Origin of the sequence: Pseudomonas sp. NGC7, assembly GCF_047159675.1 — a bacterium.
In the GTDB taxonomy this organism is placed as follows: Bacteria; Pseudomonadota; Gammaproteobacteria; order Pseudomonadales; family Pseudomonadaceae; genus Aquipseudomonas; species Aquipseudomonas kermanshahensis.
Map to the genome: position 1 here is coordinate 2,705,235 of NZ_BAAFZY010000001.1, position 16,604 is coordinate 2,721,838.

General features: G+C 63.3%; 14 protein-coding genes. 9 read left to right on the forward strand and 5 right to left on the reverse strand.

What is annotated here, in order from left to right; genetic code table 11:
* Window positions 1-8 precede the first annotated feature (8 nt).
* The 9 genes from ACMCNM_RS12240 to ACMCNM_RS12280 all read left to right on the forward strand — a co-directional run bounded on the left by ACMCNM_RS12240 (window position 9) and on the right by ACMCNM_RS12280 (window position 9,835).
* Window positions 9-1,064 (forward strand): ABC transporter substrate-binding protein, encoded by a 1,056-nt coding sequence (locus ACMCNM_RS12240; RefSeq protein WP_412764434.1) that lies wholly within the window; start codon window positions 9-11, stop codon window positions 1,062-1,064.
* A gap of 27 nt (window positions 1,065-1,091) precedes the next feature.
* On the forward strand, window positions 1,092-1,823 hold the full coding sequence (locus ACMCNM_RS12245; protein ID WP_412764435.1) for a class II aldolase/adducin family protein: 732 nt from the start codon (window positions 1,092-1,094) through the stop codon (window positions 1,821-1,823).
* 174 nt (window positions 1,824-1,997) lie between these two features.
* Complete coding sequence (locus ACMCNM_RS12250) at window positions 1,998-3,185, forward strand: LLM class flavin-dependent oxidoreductase (RefSeq protein WP_412764436.1); 1,188 nt, start codon at window positions 1,998-2,000, stop codon at window positions 3,183-3,185.
* Window positions 3,186-3,195: 10 nt separating this feature from the next.
* Window positions 3,196-4,770 carry an ABC transporter substrate-binding protein gene (locus ACMCNM_RS12255; protein ID WP_412764437.1) on the forward strand — a complete coding sequence of 525 codons (1,575 nt, stop codon included), beginning with the start codon at window positions 3,196-3,198 and terminating at the stop codon, window positions 4,768-4,770.
* On the forward strand, window positions 4,763-5,842 hold the full coding sequence (locus ACMCNM_RS12260; protein ID WP_412764438.1) for an ABC transporter permease: 1,080 nt from the start codon (window positions 4,763-4,765) through the stop codon (window positions 5,840-5,842). Before ACMCNM_RS12255 ends, ACMCNM_RS12260 begins: the two co-directional genes overlap by 8 nt.
* The gene (locus ACMCNM_RS12265) at window positions 5,835-6,662 is read left to right on the forward strand and encodes an ABC transporter permease (protein WP_274887366.1); all 828 of its coding nucleotides are present in this window, start codon (window positions 5,835-5,837) and stop codon (window positions 6,660-6,662) included. Before ACMCNM_RS12260 ends, ACMCNM_RS12265 begins: the two co-directional genes overlap by 8 nt.
* The gene (locus ACMCNM_RS12270) at window positions 6,659-8,443 is read left to right on the forward strand and encodes a dipeptide ABC transporter ATP-binding protein (protein WP_412764439.1); all 1,785 of its coding nucleotides are present in this window, start codon (window positions 6,659-6,661) and stop codon (window positions 8,441-8,443) included. The genes ACMCNM_RS12265 and ACMCNM_RS12270 overlap by 4 nt, the downstream gene beginning before the upstream one ends.
* Window positions 8,444-8,750: 307 nt before the next feature.
* Window positions 8,751-9,020: a DUF3077 domain-containing protein gene (locus ACMCNM_RS12275; protein ID WP_412764440.1), complete on the forward strand. Its 270-nt coding sequence runs from the start codon at window positions 8,751-8,753 to the stop codon at window positions 9,018-9,020.
* 395 nt (window positions 9,021-9,415) lie between these two features.
* On the forward strand, window positions 9,416-9,835 hold the full coding sequence (locus tag ACMCNM_RS12280; RefSeq protein ID WP_412764441.1) for a hypothetical protein: 420 nt from the start codon (window positions 9,416-9,418) through the stop codon (window positions 9,833-9,835).
* Between the two features lie 205 nt (window positions 9,836-10,040).
* Here ACMCNM_RS12280 and ACMCNM_RS12285 read toward each other — a convergent pair whose 3' ends face one another.
* From ACMCNM_RS12285 to ACMCNM_RS12305, 5 genes are all read right to left on the reverse strand, one after another.
* Window positions 10,041-10,505: a MarR family winged helix-turn-helix transcriptional regulator gene (locus ACMCNM_RS12285; protein WP_050580787.1), complete on the reverse strand. Its 465-nt coding sequence runs from the start codon at window positions 10,503-10,505 to the stop codon at window positions 10,041-10,043.
* Between the two features lie 119 nt (window positions 10,506-10,624).
* Entirely contained in the window at window positions 10,625-12,478 is a 1,854-nt protein-coding gene (locus ACMCNM_RS12290) for an ABC transporter ATP-binding protein (protein ID WP_265968264.1), read from the reverse strand.
* A 127-nt stretch (window positions 12,479-12,605) separates the two neighbouring features.
* The gene (locus ACMCNM_RS12295; RefSeq protein WP_412764442.1) at window positions 12,606-13,871 is read right to left on the reverse strand and encodes an MFS transporter; all 1,266 of its coding nucleotides are present in this window, start codon (window positions 13,869-13,871) and stop codon (window positions 12,606-12,608) included.
* Between the two features lie 33 nt (window positions 13,872-13,904).
* A complete protein-coding gene (locus ACMCNM_RS12300; protein WP_027596376.1) occupies window positions 13,905-14,966 on the reverse strand; it encodes a sugar phosphate isomerase/epimerase family protein in 1,062 nt (353 codons plus the stop codon).
* A 113-nt stretch (window positions 14,967-15,079) separates the two neighbouring features.
* The gene (locus tag ACMCNM_RS12305; protein ID WP_412764443.1) at window positions 15,080-16,585 is read right to left on the reverse strand and encodes a PLP-dependent aminotransferase family protein; all 1,506 of its coding nucleotides are present in this window, start codon (window positions 16,583-16,585) and stop codon (window positions 15,080-15,082) included.
* Window positions 16,586-16,604: the final 19 nt, after the last annotated feature.

A 16,604-nucleotide genomic window follows, 5' to 3' on the forward strand; every position in this document is an offset into this window, starting at 1 on the left:
GCCACCCCATGACACTCGCTACTGCCGCAACGCAAACCGACGACCCCACTGCCCTGGACCGCATCTGGTTTACCCGCTGCCCGGTGCCCACCGCTTCGGGCATCGCCTACAAGCTGGGCTGGCTGGACGAAGAATTCGCCCCCGACGGCCTGCCGGTCTCGACCCTGCAGGAAACCCGTCAGCTTGGCCATCACCACTACGATCACCAGCTCCCGGGGCTGTTTCGCGAAGGCGGCAACGTGCCGGCCTTGGCCGCCCGTGCAGCGGGCTCACCGAGCCGGCTGATCGGCCTGACCTGGATCGAGGAATGGCAGACCATCCTGGTCCGCCCGGACTCAGGCATCCGCAACGCCGCCGACCTGCGCGGCAAGCGCCTGGCCCTGCCGGCCTGGGCTGACAGCCGCCCCGGCAGCATCGCCCGGGCCATGAGCCTGCACGGCTACAAAGGCGCCCTGGCCTCGGCCGGCCTGCACCTGGACGACGTGCAACTGGTGGAAGTGGCGCTGCTCGACCAGGCCAGCGCCGCCACCCCGCAGCTGGGCCTGCAGCGCCTGTGGTCGGGCCTGGATTACCTGGCGCGCGGCGAGGTCGATGCCGTCTACGTCAAGGGCGCGGCCGCTGCCGATGCGGCGCGTCGCCTGGGCCTGGTGGTGGGCGTCGATCTCGACCTGCTAGCCGACCCGCGCCACCGCATCAACAACGGCACGCCAAGGCCGATCACCGTGCACCAGAGCCTGATCGACAACCACTTCGAGCTGGTCGCGCGCTTCTTGGCCCAGACCCTGCGCGCTGCCGAATGGGCGGCCGGCAACCGCGATGCGCTCAACAGCTTCCTTGAGGACGAGACCCGCGCCGGCAGCCAGGGTGTTGCCGAAGCCTATCGCGGCGCGTTCCACACCACCTTGGCACCGGACCTGTCCGAGCAACGCCTGGCGTTTCTGGGCACGCAAAAGGACTTTCTCTACCTGCATGGCTTCCTCGAAGCCGACTTCAGCATCGCCGACTGGGTCGACCCACGGCCCCTGCAGGCTGCCCATGAACTGCTGGCCCAGCGCCGCGCCTGACCTTGCATCCGCCCCCGGAGATTGAACATGACCGTACTGATCAACGAACGCCCCGTCACTGCCGAACTGCAAGCTTTCATCGACCAGGTGGTCGCCGAAGCCGAAGCGGCGTTTACCGTATTCCGCGAGACCAACACCATCACCGCCAATGGCACTGTCGGCTTCATCGAGCGTGTGCCCGGTGAAGACCTGCTGGTGTCCGTCAACTACGGCGGCCCGTGGAACCACCGCAAACCGCTGCAGGCGACCGTGACCGACTTCTCCGGCAACGTGATCGTCGGCAAGGGTAAAGGCGGGCTGGGGCGCTACACCAAACTGTTCCAGACCCACGCTGACATCACCACGATCTCGCATGTGCACAGCCCGTACCTCGGCGCCTGGGCCCAGACCCACCGTACCTTGCCGTTCCACTACGTGCCGGTGCAGCGCTATCAGCTGGCGCGGGAGCTGCCGGTGTACATCGACCGGCGCCAGGCCGAGGTGGACTTCATCCTCGACAAGATCGCCGAAAACCCCTTCAACCTGGCCATTCTCGAAGCCAATGGCGGCTCCACGGTGTGGGGTAAGCAGGGGCTGCGTGCGACGGCTGAGTTCATCCTGCTGTTGGAAGAAGGCGCGCAGATTCAGCTGCTGGCCGATGCGCTGGGCGGTTCGCGGCCCTATGGGCCAGGGGTGCTGACGCAGCAGTGGAAGATGAGTGGGTTATACGAGCACGCTACCGAGCTGGGGCTGGTGCCGGGTATCGATCGACGCAGCTGATTCGCAGTTCCAAGCCCACCACGCCCTCCTTTGTAGGAGCAGCCTTGTGCTGCGAAGAGGCCGGCCCGCCAGATGCAGTTGCTGCGCCTGGACTGGCCTCTTCGCAGCACAAGGCTGCTCCTACAGGGGGACGAGTGACAGTTTGGTATTTCACTCCAAGCAAGGACCACTCCCATGGCAGTAAAAATCCTCTGGTACCTCACCACCCCCGACGGCCCCTATCCCTGGGAGCCCGAAGGCCGCTGGAAAACCGACTTCGAGCACCTCAAGCAACTGGCCATCGCCGCCGATCGCCTGGGCTTCTACGGCTCGCTGCTCGGCTCCAGCCCCAACGAAAGCCTTGCGGTATCGGCCGCGCTGATCGACGCCACGTCACGCCTGCGCTTTCTGGTCGCACAACACCCAGGCGAGCTGTCGCCTGCGGTGTTGGCCAAGTGGGCACTGACCTTCGACCAGTTTTCCAACGGCCGCTTGCTGTTCAATGTGGTCAACGGCAACGACGTCGGCCTGGCCACGCTGGGCGTGCATTACCCACACGATGAACGTTACGACTTCAGCCTGGAATACTGGCGCGCGTTCCAGGGCTTTTACGCCGGTGAAACGGCAGGCTACGACGGCCGTTACGTCAAGCTCTCGCCACGCTCACCTGCGGCTGCCAGCCACCCCTTGGGCGGTTGGCACCCACCCAAGCAAAAGCCTGGCATCCCGCTCTGGGGCGCGGGCACATCGGCGCCAGGCGTGGCCCATTCGGTGCAGTTACTTGACGTCTACTTGAGCTTTGCCGATACCCCGCAAAAGCTAGGCGACAAGTTCCGCAGGGTGGCCGCCGAGGCAGCAAAAATCGGCCGCGAGCTGACCTACGGCACACGCCTGCAAGTCATCGTGCGCGAGACCGAAGAAGAAGCCTGGGCGCATGCCGAACGCCTGCTGCAGCGCACTTCGCTGGCCACCGCCCGCGCGGCCATCGAGCGTCAATTGCCGGCAGGGCAGACCCTGGACACCTACGTCAGCGACGACCCGCGCATTCAGCGCAACCTCGACAGCATTCGCGCCGGGCGCCTGCCCACTGCCCGCGAGCTGGAGATCTACCCCAACGTCTGGCTGGGCCCCAGCCTGTTCGGCTTCAACATCCTTGGTCCGGCTGCGGGCACCTACCTGGTCGGCAGCGCCGAACAGGTGGCCGAGCGCATCCGCGAGTACGAAGCCCAAGGCACGTCGGCGTTCATCCTGTCGGGCTTCCCGCTGATCGATGAGGCCCACCGGGTGGCCGACCTGCTGTTCCCGCTGCTCGACCTGGACCACGGGTTCGAGGTGCCGCGCCTGAGCGCCCGCACTAAGCCGACCGTGGCCCAACCGGCGTAAGGAGAAGGTGATGAGTGAGTTTTCGCGCCGGGTGTTTCTCGGCAACAGCCTGGCCGTCGGGGGCGGCCTGCTGCTCGGTGGCGGGCTGCTCAGCGGCTGCGATGGCGGCGCACCCGCTGCCACGGCTGACGGTATCGCATTACCCGCCACGCCGGTACAGGGTGGGCGGTTGCGCGTGGGCATCATCGACGGTGACCAGGCGGGCAACCTCGATGCGCACAAGCCGGTGGGCGGCGGCATCATCCGCGGCTGGGCGCTGTACGCCAAGTTCTGGGAATGGAACCCGGATGTCAGCACGCGCCTGGCCCTGGCCGAGTTCGCCGAGCCGAATGCCGATGCCAGTGCCTGGACCATCCGCCTCAAGCCAGGGCTGGAATTTCACCATGGCAAAAGCATCACCGCCGACGACATGCTGTTCTCGATCCTGCGTTTGACCGACCCGCAGTTGGCCTCGCCGTTTGCCGGGCTGGTCGGCGCCATCGACCGCCAGGCGCTGCGCAAGCTGGATGCGCGTACGATCGAGATCCGCTTCAAGCAGGGGCAAAGCTTCTATCCCTTGGATGAAACGCTAATCAGTTTCGGCGGCATCGTGCCGACCGATTATCATCCGTTGACCAACCCGGTCGGCGCCGGGCCCTACAAGCTCAAAAGCTTCATCCCTGGCCAACGCTCGCTCTACACCCGCTTCGAAAACTACTACAAACCCAACCGCCCTTATGCGGATGAGCTGGAGATCATCGAATTCAAAGACCAGGTCTCGCGTGCGGCGGCCTTGCGCGCAGGGCAGATCGACGTGGCCAGCGGGGTGCAGGCCGAGCACAGTGCCTTGCTCAAGGCTGACCCGCGCCTGCGCCTGTACGCTTCGCCCAGCACCTCGTTTACCGGTTTCAACCTGAACCTGGCCAAGGCGCCATTCCAGGACGTACGTGTGCGCCAGGCGTTCCGCCTGCTCGCCGACCGGCAAGAGCTGGTGGCGCGTGGGCTCAATGGTTTCGGCCGTATCGCCAACGACCTGTATTCGCCACACGACCCGACTTACAACCACACGATCGCCCAGCGCCCGTACGACCTTGATCAGGCCCGTTCACTGCTGCGCCAGGCCGGGCAGGACGACTTGCGTGTCGAGCTGACCACTACACCAGGGCCAGGGGTAAACGCGGCGTTGGTGTTTGCCCAGCAGGCGCAGAAGGCGGGGGTGCAGGTCAAGGTCAACCAGGTCGACGGCTCGGTGTTCAATGGCCCACAGCGCGAGCAGTGGCAGCTGTCCCCGGGTTCGACGCCGGCCCGCGGTTTCCTCGCCTCGGCGCTGCACAACGATGCGCCGCAAGCCATCTACAACCGCAGCAATTTTCACGACCCACGGTTTACCGAACTGTACGGCCAGGCGCTGGCGCAGCCCGACCTGGAGCGGCGCAAGGCCTTGGTACATGAGGCCCAGGTAATCCAACACGAACGTGGCGGGCTGTTGATCTGGGGCTTCTCGGACGTGCTCGATGCAGCGTCCGCCAAGGTCGGCGGGCTCGCCCCCGAACAGACCACCTTCGCCTCCTGGCGCTTCGACGAACTCTGGTTGAACCATGCCTGATCACGCTCACCGTTCCCCACGTACGCCGGCCTGGCTGGCCTGGTTCATTGGCCGTCTGGGCTACGGCCTGCTAACCGCCTGGGTCATCAGCCTGGTGGTGTTCATCGCCACCCAGGCGCTGCCCTCGGACCCGGCGCGGGTCATCCTTGGCCCCGATGCGCCACTGGACAGCATCGTGACCTTGCAGCGCCAGCTGGGCCTCGACCAGCCGATCCTGGTGCAGTACCTGCGTTGGCTGGGGGCGGCATTGCGCGGTGACCTGGGCATCTCGCTGGACTCGCAGGTGCCGGTGGCACAGCTGCTGTTCGGGCGGCTCGGCCACACCCTGGCCTTGCTGGCCGGCGTGCTGGCGCTGGTGGTGCCACTGGCGCTGACCCTGGGCGTGAGCCTGGCGCTGCGCCGTGACCGGCCGCTGGACCGCTGGGGGTTGTCGGCCTTGATCCTGTTGAAGGCTACGCCTAGCTTTCTGTTGGCCATTGGCCTGGTGCTGTTGTTTTCCATGCCCGGCATGGGCTGGCTGCCGGCGGTGTCGATCCTCGACCCGCAATTGCCCTTGTGGCGGCAGTTGCCATCGTTGGTGCTGCCGGTGGTTACCCTGAGCCTGTCGGCGCTGCCGTACCTGACACGGATGGTCCGCGCCTCGATGATCGAGGCGCTGGAGTCCGACTACGTGGTGGCCGCACGCTTGCGCGGTATACCGGAGCGGCGCATCGTCTGGCGCCATACCTTGCCCAACGCCCTGACCCCGGCCATCCAGGGCGTGGCGCTGACCCTGCGCACGCTGGTCGGCGGCGCACTGTTGGCCGAAGTGATCTTCAGCTACCCCGGCATCGGCACGGCCCTCAATGCGGCGATCCAAATGCGCGACCTGCTAATGATCCAGGGCGTGGTGCTGGTCATCACCCTGGCCGTGGTGCTGATCAACCTGCTGGCCGACCTGCTGACTGTCCTGCTCACCCCCAAGCTGCGCACCGCGCGCCGGGTCAAGATGATCCGCCGCAACCGGCGCGGCATTCGCCCGTGGTGGCGACGCGCACGCCGTACACCTGCCCAGGAGGCAACCCATGACTGAGACCCGCTGGCTGGCCGACCCGCAGGTGCGGCGCGGCGCCGTGATTACCGCGCTGGTGATGTTGCTGGCGCTGCTGGGCCCTTGGCTTGCGCCGCATGCGCCGACGGCCATGGTCGGGCCGGTGTATGGGCCGCCGAATGCCGATGCGCCGCTGGGGCATGATTTTCTTGGCCACGACCTGTTGTCTCGCTTGCTCAGCGGGGGCGTGTCGGTGCTGTGGATGTCGGTGGCGGCGGCCACCCTCGCGCTGGTGGTCGGCGGCAGCCTTGGGTTGTTGGCCGGTTTTTCGCGCCGCCGCCTGGACCAGGCGATCAGTTGGGCGGCGGATGTCTCGCTGGCTTTTCCGGACCTGATCCTGGTGCTGCTGATCGTTTCGATGCTCGGCCGTGCGCCGTGGTTGATCGTGTTGACCGTGGCCATCGCGTTTACCCCAGGGGTCGTGCGCCTGGCGCGTGGCAGCGCTGTGGCGGTGGCGGGCCAGGAGTTCGTCGAGGCGGCGCAGATGATGGGCTACTCACGTTGGCGCATCCTGTTCAGCGAAATCCTGCCGAACATCCTGACGCCGCTGCTGGTGCATTTCGGCAACATGCTGACCTGGGCGGTGGGCATGCTCTCGGGCTTGAGCTTCCTGGGTTATGGCGTAGCGCCGCCGGCGGCGGACTGGGGGCTGATGATCAACGAAAACCAGGCCGGCCTGCTGGTGCAGCCCTGGGCAGTATTGGCACCGGCGCTGCTGATTGCCGTGTTCGCCTATGGCACCAACATTCTGGCGGAAGGTATCGGCCGGGTCAGTGCACGTATTGGGGAGAAGCAACCATGACGGCGGCGTTGAAAGTCGACAGCGACGTGTTGCGAGTCAGCGACCTGCGGGTGGAACTGGCGGGGCAGGTCGATGTGCTGGCCGATGTCTCGTTCAGCCTGTCGGCGGGAGAGATCGTGGGGTTGGTGGGCGAGTCCGGTTCGGGCAAGACCACCCTGGCCACGGCCTTGCTGTGCCATGCGCGGCAAGGTGCGCGGATTACCGGCGGGCGCATTGCGGTGGCGGGGCAGGCGGTGCTGGAGCTTGAGGGCGAAGCCTTGCGCCTGGCGCGGGGCGGGTTGGTGGGCTACGTCGCCCAAGACCCGGCCACAGCGCTGAACCCGGCTCTGCGCATAGGCGCCTTGTTGCGTGAAACCGTGTTGGCGCATCAGCCCAAGCTGACTGCAGATGCATTGCAGCAACGCATCAATGAGACCCTGGTGGATGTCGGCCTGCCAGACGACCCAGCCTTTCTGCGGCGTTTTCCTCATCAGTTGTCCGGGGGGCAGCAACAGCGGGTGATGCTGGCACTGGCGTTTGTTCTGCGGCCGAAACTGATCGTGCTCGACGAGCCGACCACGGCGCTCGATGTGACCACCCAGGCGCATGTGCTGGAAACCCTCAAGCGCCTGTGCCGGGGGCACGGTGTGGCGGCGTTGTACGTGACGCACGACCTGGCCGTGGTGCGCGACCTGGTTGACCGGGTGATGGTGATGTATGCCGGGCGGCTGGTGGAAGTGGCGGGGCGCGAAACCTTGTTCAAAGCACCGGCACACCCTTACACCCGTGCCTTGCTCGCGGCCATTCCTGATATTGCCCGACGCCAGCCGCTGCAAGCCATCGCCGGCCATGCGCCAGCGCCGGGGCAGCGGCCTGCGGGCTGCGCGTTTGCCCCTCGTTGTGCCAGGCGACGTGCCGAATGTGCGGTGATCGAGCCTTCGCTGCTGGCGTTCGAGGGCGGTCAGCAAGTCGCTTGCCTGGCGCCCTACCGTGAGCCGCTGCCCCTCGGCGAGCAGGGTGTCGAGGTAGCAGCGTCGCCTAGTGCAGAGGTGTTGCTGGAGGTGCAGGGGCTGGATGTGGCTTACGACCGCCAAGTGCTGTTCGATGTTTCACTGCAGGTAGCGCAAGGCGAATGCCTGGCGCTGGTGGGCGAGTCCGGTTCGGGCAAGACCAGCCTGGCCAGGGCCATCGCGGGGTTAGGCGAGAACGTTCAGGGGCAACTGCGTTACGGCGGCGAGCCGCTGGCGTTCACCGCGCGTCAACGGGATGCGCGGCTGCGTCACCAGATCCAGTACGTGTTCCAGAACCCCTACCGGGCGTTGAACCCTCGGCAGACGATCGCGCAGACCCTCAGCGCGCCCCTGGCGCATTTCTTCGCTGTACGTGGCGATGAGGCGCGTCATCGGGTCGAAGCGGTACTGGCGCGGGTGTCGCTGCCGGCGCGTGTGGCCGATCTGTATCCGCACAGCCTGTCAGGGGGAGAACGGCAGCGCGTGGCGATTGCCCGGGCGTTGATCTGTGAGCCACGGCTGTTGGTTTGCGACGAGATTACCTCGGCGCTGGATGTGTCGGTGCAGGCGTCGATCCTGGCATTGCTGCGGCGTTTGCAGCGTGAAGGGCTGACCGTGTTGTTCGTCACCCATGACTTGGGCGTGGTGCGGGCGATAGCCGACCGGGTGTTGGTGTTGCGCCAGGGCAGGGTGGTGGAAGAGGGGGAGGCTGAGCAGGTGCTTGGGCGGCCGGTTGATGGCTATACCCGGACCTTGGTGGCGCATTCGCCTAGGTTGCAGGCGGGCGTCTAGGTGCACGGCTTTGGGTGGGGCGGCGCCTGTGAGATCGAGCGCCGCCCGCGCGGCGCATCGCGAGCAACGCTCGCTTGTATGGTAGGACTTGAAGGGAGGAGGAGGGACACCGCTCGACCGCATCAAGCTAAGGCTTAACGGCCTGAGCCCTGTTGATTACAGGGCTCAGGCTGCTAGCTGAAACTGTCCAACTTTCTGGGGGCAGTCCAGGTACACCGCAGGTCTCAAGGCCTGTGTATACCTGTGGGAGCGGGCTTGCCCCGCGAAGAGGCCCGAACAGGCGGTGAAATTTCAGGGAGACCGAACAATGACCACAGACGCCAACAAAGCCCCAACCACGGTCGGCAAGACCAAGTTCTACCAGGGCGAAAAAAAGACCCAGCCGCTGTTCTGCATCGAGCCCGGCATCCCTTGCCAAGACGCCCGTGAGCAAGCCTCAGAACTGATGGGCGTTGTGCGAGACCTGACCATCGCCGGCGTAATGGACGACAACCCCCAACTGATCTGGGCCTCACATTATCTAAGCGCCTTGGCCAAGGCGCTGATGGATGATGCCGAACTGGGGATGACGCGCTAACGGTGAGGTTGCCGAGGCTCGATTCATTGTCCTACCGTTAAGTCGGGGCCGGTAGTTTGGGCAACCCATTACGCCTGTATGGACTTAGGTTTCATTTTAGACAGCGCGATTCTCCTGGTCCTCATTCGGTATTTGAAGGTCTGGACCCTAGACTGAGTACGTTCCCATCATTCAAAAAGTATGCCGCCATGGATGTGTATGGCTTTCCAGCGACGCCAGGTAATGTGTCCGCCTAGAAGGTGCGTTTCGGTAGCTCAGCATTGTCATTCGGTCAAATCGTGAGCACTATCATTTTTGCTAGTTGCAATCAATAAGCCGTTTTTGGATAATTGGTGTGGGAGATGTTTTCGGTTACGCTTAAAGCGCTGATTTTTTATTTTGTGTGGAGGTGTGTGATGGCGGCGGAAATCAAGAAATACTATGTTGAAGATGGGAAAATGGCTTTATGGATTAACCTAATCGGTAATGTGGTAGTGGCAAGGACGTTCTATCCAAAAAGTTATTGCTATGCAGCAGATGGCGATAATCTAGGTGATGAGCACGATGGAGGAAGTCTTGGGTTCAATGGGCTGACGTTGGCTGAACTTTTGGACTTATTGGGTGAGCTTGTTGAAGCCTCCGCAGAGCATCAATCGGATAGTTCTGTGGATGAAAGCTTGGAATATTTCACAATTAATCAACTCCTTCTGGAGATGACAATTAGCTATGTTTTACTGACCGTCGAGAACCGGCAAATCATTGAGATCGCGCTACTGGAGCGTGAAGATCCGAAGAATGTTTTGGCTTCGGTTAAACTTGTGAAGAAAAGCGTTTGACGCTTATTTGAAGTGCTCTCTTCGTGATCAATAGGCGCGGTGGAATACACGAATTATGTCACTTACTCCGCTTCGCTCCACCACCAACCTGACTACCATCAGAAGTCGGATCTGTATGATGGCTTCCATCCGTGGAGGGCTGGATGCTTTATTGAATTTTAAGTTCTGCTGAAGTGGAAGTTAATATCCACATGCTTTTAGATACTCAATAGACCTTGCGCAGCAGTGCAAGCAACTGCCGCCGCTCGTCATCATCCAAATTGGCAGTAGCGGCACGGTCACTCTCTTCAGCTACCCCATACAGCGTTTTCAGCAGCTTCTCACCCGCCTTGCTCAGGTACAGGCCATAAGAGCGCTTGTCTGCCTTGCTGCGCACGCGCAGGGCCAGGCCCGCTTCTTCAAGCTTGTTGAGCAGCGGCACCACTTGGGGCGGCTCAATGTTCAACGCCTTGGCCAGCTCGGCCTGCGTAGGGCCTGGGTTTTGCGCGATGATGGCCAACGCAGAAAACTGTGCAGGCCGCAGGTCGTAGGGCGTCAGGCACTCGACAAGGTGCTGAAACACCTTCATCTGCACGCGGCGCAAGGCGTAGCCAACCAGATCATTCAGGTCGGTCGGCGCAGTGGCCTCGCTGCTGTCGGCGCCCGGTTGCAGTGCAGGGGATGTGTTCATGCGATCTCGTGTGTCAGCGACGGTAAGGGTAAAAAATGATTAAGAAGTATAACCGATGCTGACCCGATGCAAACAGCGCAGGGCAGGCGGCAGCCGCAACCGGCTGCCACCCCGCAGGCTCACTCCATGGCCTCTGCCACGCCTTGGTCTTCACCCAAGAAGCCGCCACTCTGGTGCTGCCAAAGCCGTGCATAGGTGCCGTTGCGGGCCAGCAGTTCGGCGTGGGTGCCTTGTTCGATGATGCGCCCTTCATCCATGACGATCAGGCGGTCCATGGCAGCGATTGTCGACAGCCGATGGGCGATGGCGATGACGGTCTTGCCGTGCATCATCTCATTGAGGCTTTCTTGGATGGCGACTTCGACCTCGGAGTCCAGCGCGCTGGTCGCCTCGTCGAGCAGCAGGATCGGGGCGTTCTTGAGCATCACCCGGGCGATGGCAATGCGCTGACGTTGGCCACCGGACAGCTTGATGCCGCGCTCACCCACCAGCGTGTCGTAGCCGCTGTGGCCTTGGCGGTCGCTCAGCTGGTTGATGAACCCGTCAGCCTGGGCATTGGCGGCGGCCTCGCGGATTTGCGCGTCGCTCGCGTCGGGGCGGCCGTAGGCGATGTTGTCGCGAATCGAGCGGTGCAGCAGCGAGGTGTCCTGCGTGACCATGCCGATGGCGCTGCGCAGGCTGTCCTGGGTCACCTGGGCAATGTTTTGCCCATCAATGCGAATGGCGCCGTGGTCAACGTCGTAAAAGCGCAGCAGCAGGTTGATCAGCGTCGACTTGCCCGCACCGGACCGCCCGACCAAGCCGACTTTCTCACCGGCGCGAATGTTCAGGCTCAGGCCATCGAGCACCTGCCGCTCACCGTTGTAGTTGAAGCTGACATTGTCGAAGCTCACCGCGCCGCCTGACGTCACCAACACCCCGGCATTCGGCGCGTCCTGTACTTTGGGGCCGCGGGTCAAGGTGGCCATGCCGTCCTGCACGGTGCCGATGTTCTCGAACAGGGAGGTCATCTGCCACATGATCCAGTGCGACATGCCGTTGATGCGCAAGGCCATGGCGGTAATCGCCGCCACCGCACCGGTGCCGACTTCGCCTTGGTGCCACAACCACAGGGCATAGCCGCCAGCGCCGATGATCAACCCGACCACCAAGGCCTGATTGACGATTTCGAACTGGCTGACCAGGCGCATCTGGCGAAAGCCGGTCTGTTTGAAATCCTCCATCGCCGCCCGCGCAAAGTGCGCTTCGCGTTTGGAATGCGAAAACAGCTTCACGGTGGTGATGTTGGTGTAGGCGTCCGAGATGCGCCCGGTCATTGATGAGCGCGCATGGGCCTGTTCCTGGCCGACTTTGCCCAGGCGCGGCACGAAGTACAGCAAGGCCAGCCCAAACAGCGCGACCCAGGCAATGAACGGCAGCATCAGCTTCAAGGCAAAACCGCCCGCTAGGGCGATAATGGCGATGAAGTACACGCCGATGCCGGGGGCGATTTCGATCAGGGTGAACAGCACTTCGCGCACGGCCAGTGCGGTCTGCATCACCTTGGTGGTGACACGGCCGGAAAACTCGTCAGAAAAGAAAGAAAGGCTTTGCCGCAGCATCAGCCGATGGAAGTCCCAGCGCAGCCGCAGCGGCAAATTGATCGCCAGTACCTGGTGCTGCACCATCGTGCGCAGCGCCACCAGCCCGATGCTGGTCAGCAATACGATGCCAATGCCCCACAGCACGCGGCTTTCCTGAGCCGCTTCAGCGCCGCCCGTTTGCCAGGTCGAGAGTAAATCGACAACCTGGCCGAGAAAGGAAAACAGCCAGGCTTCGTAGATCGATACACCGGCGCTGAGCAGCGCCAGCGCCAGTACGTAACCACGCGCGCCGCGCGTGCAGGCCCACAGAAAACGCAGCAGGCCGACCGGTGGCGGCGGGGCCTCGTCGGGTGGGAAGGGGTCTAGCCGTCGTTCAAACACACGGAGCATGGTGGCCTCCTAAAAGGTCCAGTTGTACCCCGTGCTGGCGTCAGGCGCCAGACCGACATGCAAACCTTACCCCTAGGGAACCCTAGGCCAGCCTCCACCGTCGAAGCTGGCCGAGGGTGTTCATGCTTCATGCTTGCGCCGCACTCATCCCGCCTGCAGCCAGGGCATTCTTTCTAACGGCCCGGTACAGCAGGCTGGACACCATGAACCCTGCAACGGCCAGGATACTCATCAAGGTGAAGACCCAGTTGTACCCCTGCTGGCCGGGGAAGTGGTCGAGGATTGCACCGTAGATGACGTAGGCAAACATGCCCGGCGCGTAACCGATCAGGCAGCCGATACCGAAGGCGGAACCGGTGATGTGCTGGGGAATACCGACTTCGCCCATCGGCGCCCAGAACACGCCGCGCATGGAGAACACGATCAGCGCAAAGGACAGGGTGGCGGCCATGCCGGCATAGATGAAGGTCGGGCTTTTCGGAATCAACATGATCACCGCCATCAGCGGCAACAGTGCCAGAAAGGCCCACTTCAGGTAGCGGCTGGTGCTCTTGAACTGCTTGTCGGCAATGAACCCACCGGCAGGCCCGCCCAGAATCTTCAGGAAATACTGGTTGATGATGCCGTAGGCACCCACCAGCGCCACCGGCAAGCCGTACATCTCCTTGAGGTAGGGGATGAAGTAGGTCAGGCCGCAATAGACGATGTAGACCATGAACACGTTCAGGCTGACCAGCCAGATACCCGGCACCTTGATCGCCTCCATCAGGTTGGCCAGGCCATTTTTCGGCTTGGCCAGCGACGGCGCGCTGTCGCCCTTGAGCAAGAACCAGGTGAGGGTGCCGGCCAGCAGGTCGATGACCGAGTAGAACAGGATCGCTGATTTCAAGCCGCTTTCGCCCGAGCCCATGGCCACGAACACCCCCAGTGCGGCAAACGCGACCAGCGTATCGACCACGCCACGCCCGCCTTCGAGCAGGCCGAACAGGCGCCCTTGTTCCTGGTCGTTACCCAGGTTGCGGATGGCCTTGAGCAGCGATGGCCAGAACAGGCAGTCGGCACACACGGCCAGCAAGCTGAAAACGATCAGCAAGCTGCTGAACGGCGGGAAGGTGGCCAGGTACACACCCAGGCAGCCGGTGCCGATCAGGCCCAGGGGGATGAGCCTGCGCGTCTCGAAGCGGTCGGCGAGCATGCCGCCGACCACGAACAGTGCGGTGGCGATGATCGCGTTGGCGCTAAGTAGCAGGCCGATTTCAGTGTGGCTCAGGCCCATGAATGCCTGCATGGGGACGTAGAAGGCATCCTTGAGGTTCGCCAGCTTGTAGACGGTACCGCCGCCAAGGACCAGGATCAGGAATCGGAGCCATTTGGCTTTGTTCTGGGCTGTCATTGTTGTTCTCCGCAGGTAGTCGGGTCGCCAGGTTCAAGCGTTGGCCAAGGTCAGCTCGGCCAGGGTGCGAAACTCGTTCAGCAGGCCGCGCACGTAGGCCACCTGGTTGTTCGCCCAACGGTGTTCGTCAGCCAGCATGCGCTCCAGGGTGAAGCCGGCCGGCAGGGGGGTGTCGCTCATTTCCCGATACGCGATGAAGGGGTCGGCCGCTTCCTGCTGTTGGCGGAAGGCCGGGGCCACGTAGTGGTTTTCCTGCTCGAGGATGAAGGCGATCACCTGCGGGGCGGTGTCGCCCAGCATCAGCAGCTCGAACAGCATGCGGGCACTGGGCAGGTCGTCATCGGCGCTGCCTTGCAGCACGCCGTAATGGCCGAAGCCGTTGTGTTCGGCCACGATGCGCACACCCTTGAGGTGGCTTTGGCGGATGTGTGGCGCCAGGTTGCGCAGGGCCTGCAGGGGCTGTTCGCAGGCATTGATCATGTTGCCAAAGTCGAACAGGGCATGCAGGCGAGGGTGGTCGAGGCGCTTGAGCAACTGGGCGATCTCGTCGCTCTTGAGCTCTTCGTGTTGCTCGAAGTCAAAGTACAGATCGTGGGCGTCGGCCTGTTGCGCCAGGTAGTGCAGGTCGCTCTCGATGATGTCCATGACCCGCGACAGTGTGCCCTCGTAACGCGAGTAGACGCGGATGTTGCGCACCCCCAGGGCCTTGGCGATGGCGATCACCTGGTCGACGTCTTTTTTCAGCGTGCTGCTGATTTCCACATGCACGTCCAGCCCCAGCGCCTTGGCCTTGTCGGCAAATGCCTGAAGCTGGGCGGGTGTCATCTGGCTCAGGCTGTTCTGCTCGCCGTCGAGCACGTGCAGGCTCAGGCCTTGCAACTCATGGCGATAGGCGAAGTCGAGCAGGTCGGCGGGGGTGACCCGGCCGTGGGTGAGGTTGGTCAGCAGCGGGTAGGCATGGGCAAAAAGGCGCAGTTGCCCGAGGCGTTCGAGCAAGCGCTGGGCCAGTGCCTGGGTCAGCACGGGGGCTGGCGCCTGTTCCACCACGTTGTGGCTCAGCAAGGCGTTGAAACGTTCCTGGATCTTATTGTTCATTAGCGTCGTTCCTGGTTCAGACGCCGGGGTCTACCGGCGCAACCTTTATCGCGCCAGTGAGGAACGTTCGATAGATCCATTATCCGCCAATCGATAGGACCACTTGCCTGGCCTCAGGTGTTTGCGGGCAGGTACCCCAGTGTGCGCAAGGCCTGGGCGAGTGCCTGGACGCGTGCCGCGGCCTGGTTTTCCGGCGTGCCGGCAAAGCCGATCAGCAGCGCAGGCGGTTGCGCATGCTGGATGCTGTAGTCGCTCAAGGGGTAGGTGTGGATGCCGTGCTCAGCCAGTTGCCGGGCGACGTCGGCATCGTTGAGCTCAGGAGGCAGCCAGGCGATCAGGTGCATGCCCGCATCGGCCGGGGTGAGGGTGAAGAAGCCGCCCATGTGCTGTTCGAGCTGTGCGATCAAGGCCTGCTGGCGTGCCTTGTACAACGCGCGCATGCGGCGGATGTGGCCAATGAAATGGCCTTGCGCCATGAAGTCAGCGGTGGTGGCCTGCAGCAGTGTGGGCGGGCTGCGGTCCATGACCGCACGCAGGGTGCAGAAGGGTTCGACCAACGCCGGCGGCAGGATCACGTAACCCAGCCGGAGTGACGGAAACAGCACTTTGCTGAAGGTGCCGACATAGATCACCCGGGCCATCTGGTCCAGGGCATACAGGGCGGGCAGCAGACGGCCACTGTAGCGGAACTCGCTGTCGCAATCGTCTTCGATGATCCAGCTTTGTTGTTGCGCGGCCCAGTCGATCAAGGCCTGGCGCCGCGCGTAACTCAAGGTGACGCCCAGCGGGTGCTGGCGCGAGGGGGTGCAGAACACCAACCGGGCCTCAGGGCATTCGCGCAGGCCTTGCTCCACGTCGATCCCGTGTTCATCGACACGCAACGCGGTCACCCGCGCCCCTTGCGCCTGCAAGGCAATGCGCGCGGCGATATGCCCCGGGTCTTCCATCCATACACTGTCCTGGGGGTTGAGCAGCAACATGCCCAGCAAGTTGAACGCTTGCTGGGCGCCAGACACGATCACCACCTGCCCGGCATCGCAGTCGATGCCACGGGCATCGAACACATACTCGGCAATGGCGCTGCGCAAGGCCTGCAAACCTTGCAGCTCGCCGTAGCCCAGCAGCGCCTTGGTGGGCTTCAGCAGGTGCTGGTTCATCAGCCGCCGCCATATCGCCTGGGGGAAGGCTTCGTAGGTGCTGTGGCTGGGCAGGAACGAGGTCGGGGTGGCCGGGTCCCAGTCGGTGTACGAGACGCCGCGAAAATGATCGCTGCGCAGCGACAGCATCGACTGGCTCAGGTCGGACAGGCGCGGCGGCGGCTGGGGCTGCTCGGGCTCGCTGCCGCGGCTTTCCCATTCCGTGCCGACATAGGTGCCGGCGCCGGTGCGCGAGGCCAGGAAGCCTTCGGCAATCAATTGATCGAACGCATTGAGAATGGTGATCCGCGACAACCCCAACTCGTTGCTCAAGGTGCGGGTCGAGGGCAGGCGCACGCCACCTTGGATCCTGCCATTGAGTATCTGCTTGCGAATCTGCAGGTACAGCTGGCGGTACAGGGGGATGGCACTGGCACGGTCCAGCTCGATGGCCGACAGCAGCAAACCTGCGGCGGTTTTCATGACATGCTCGTCTGCGCAA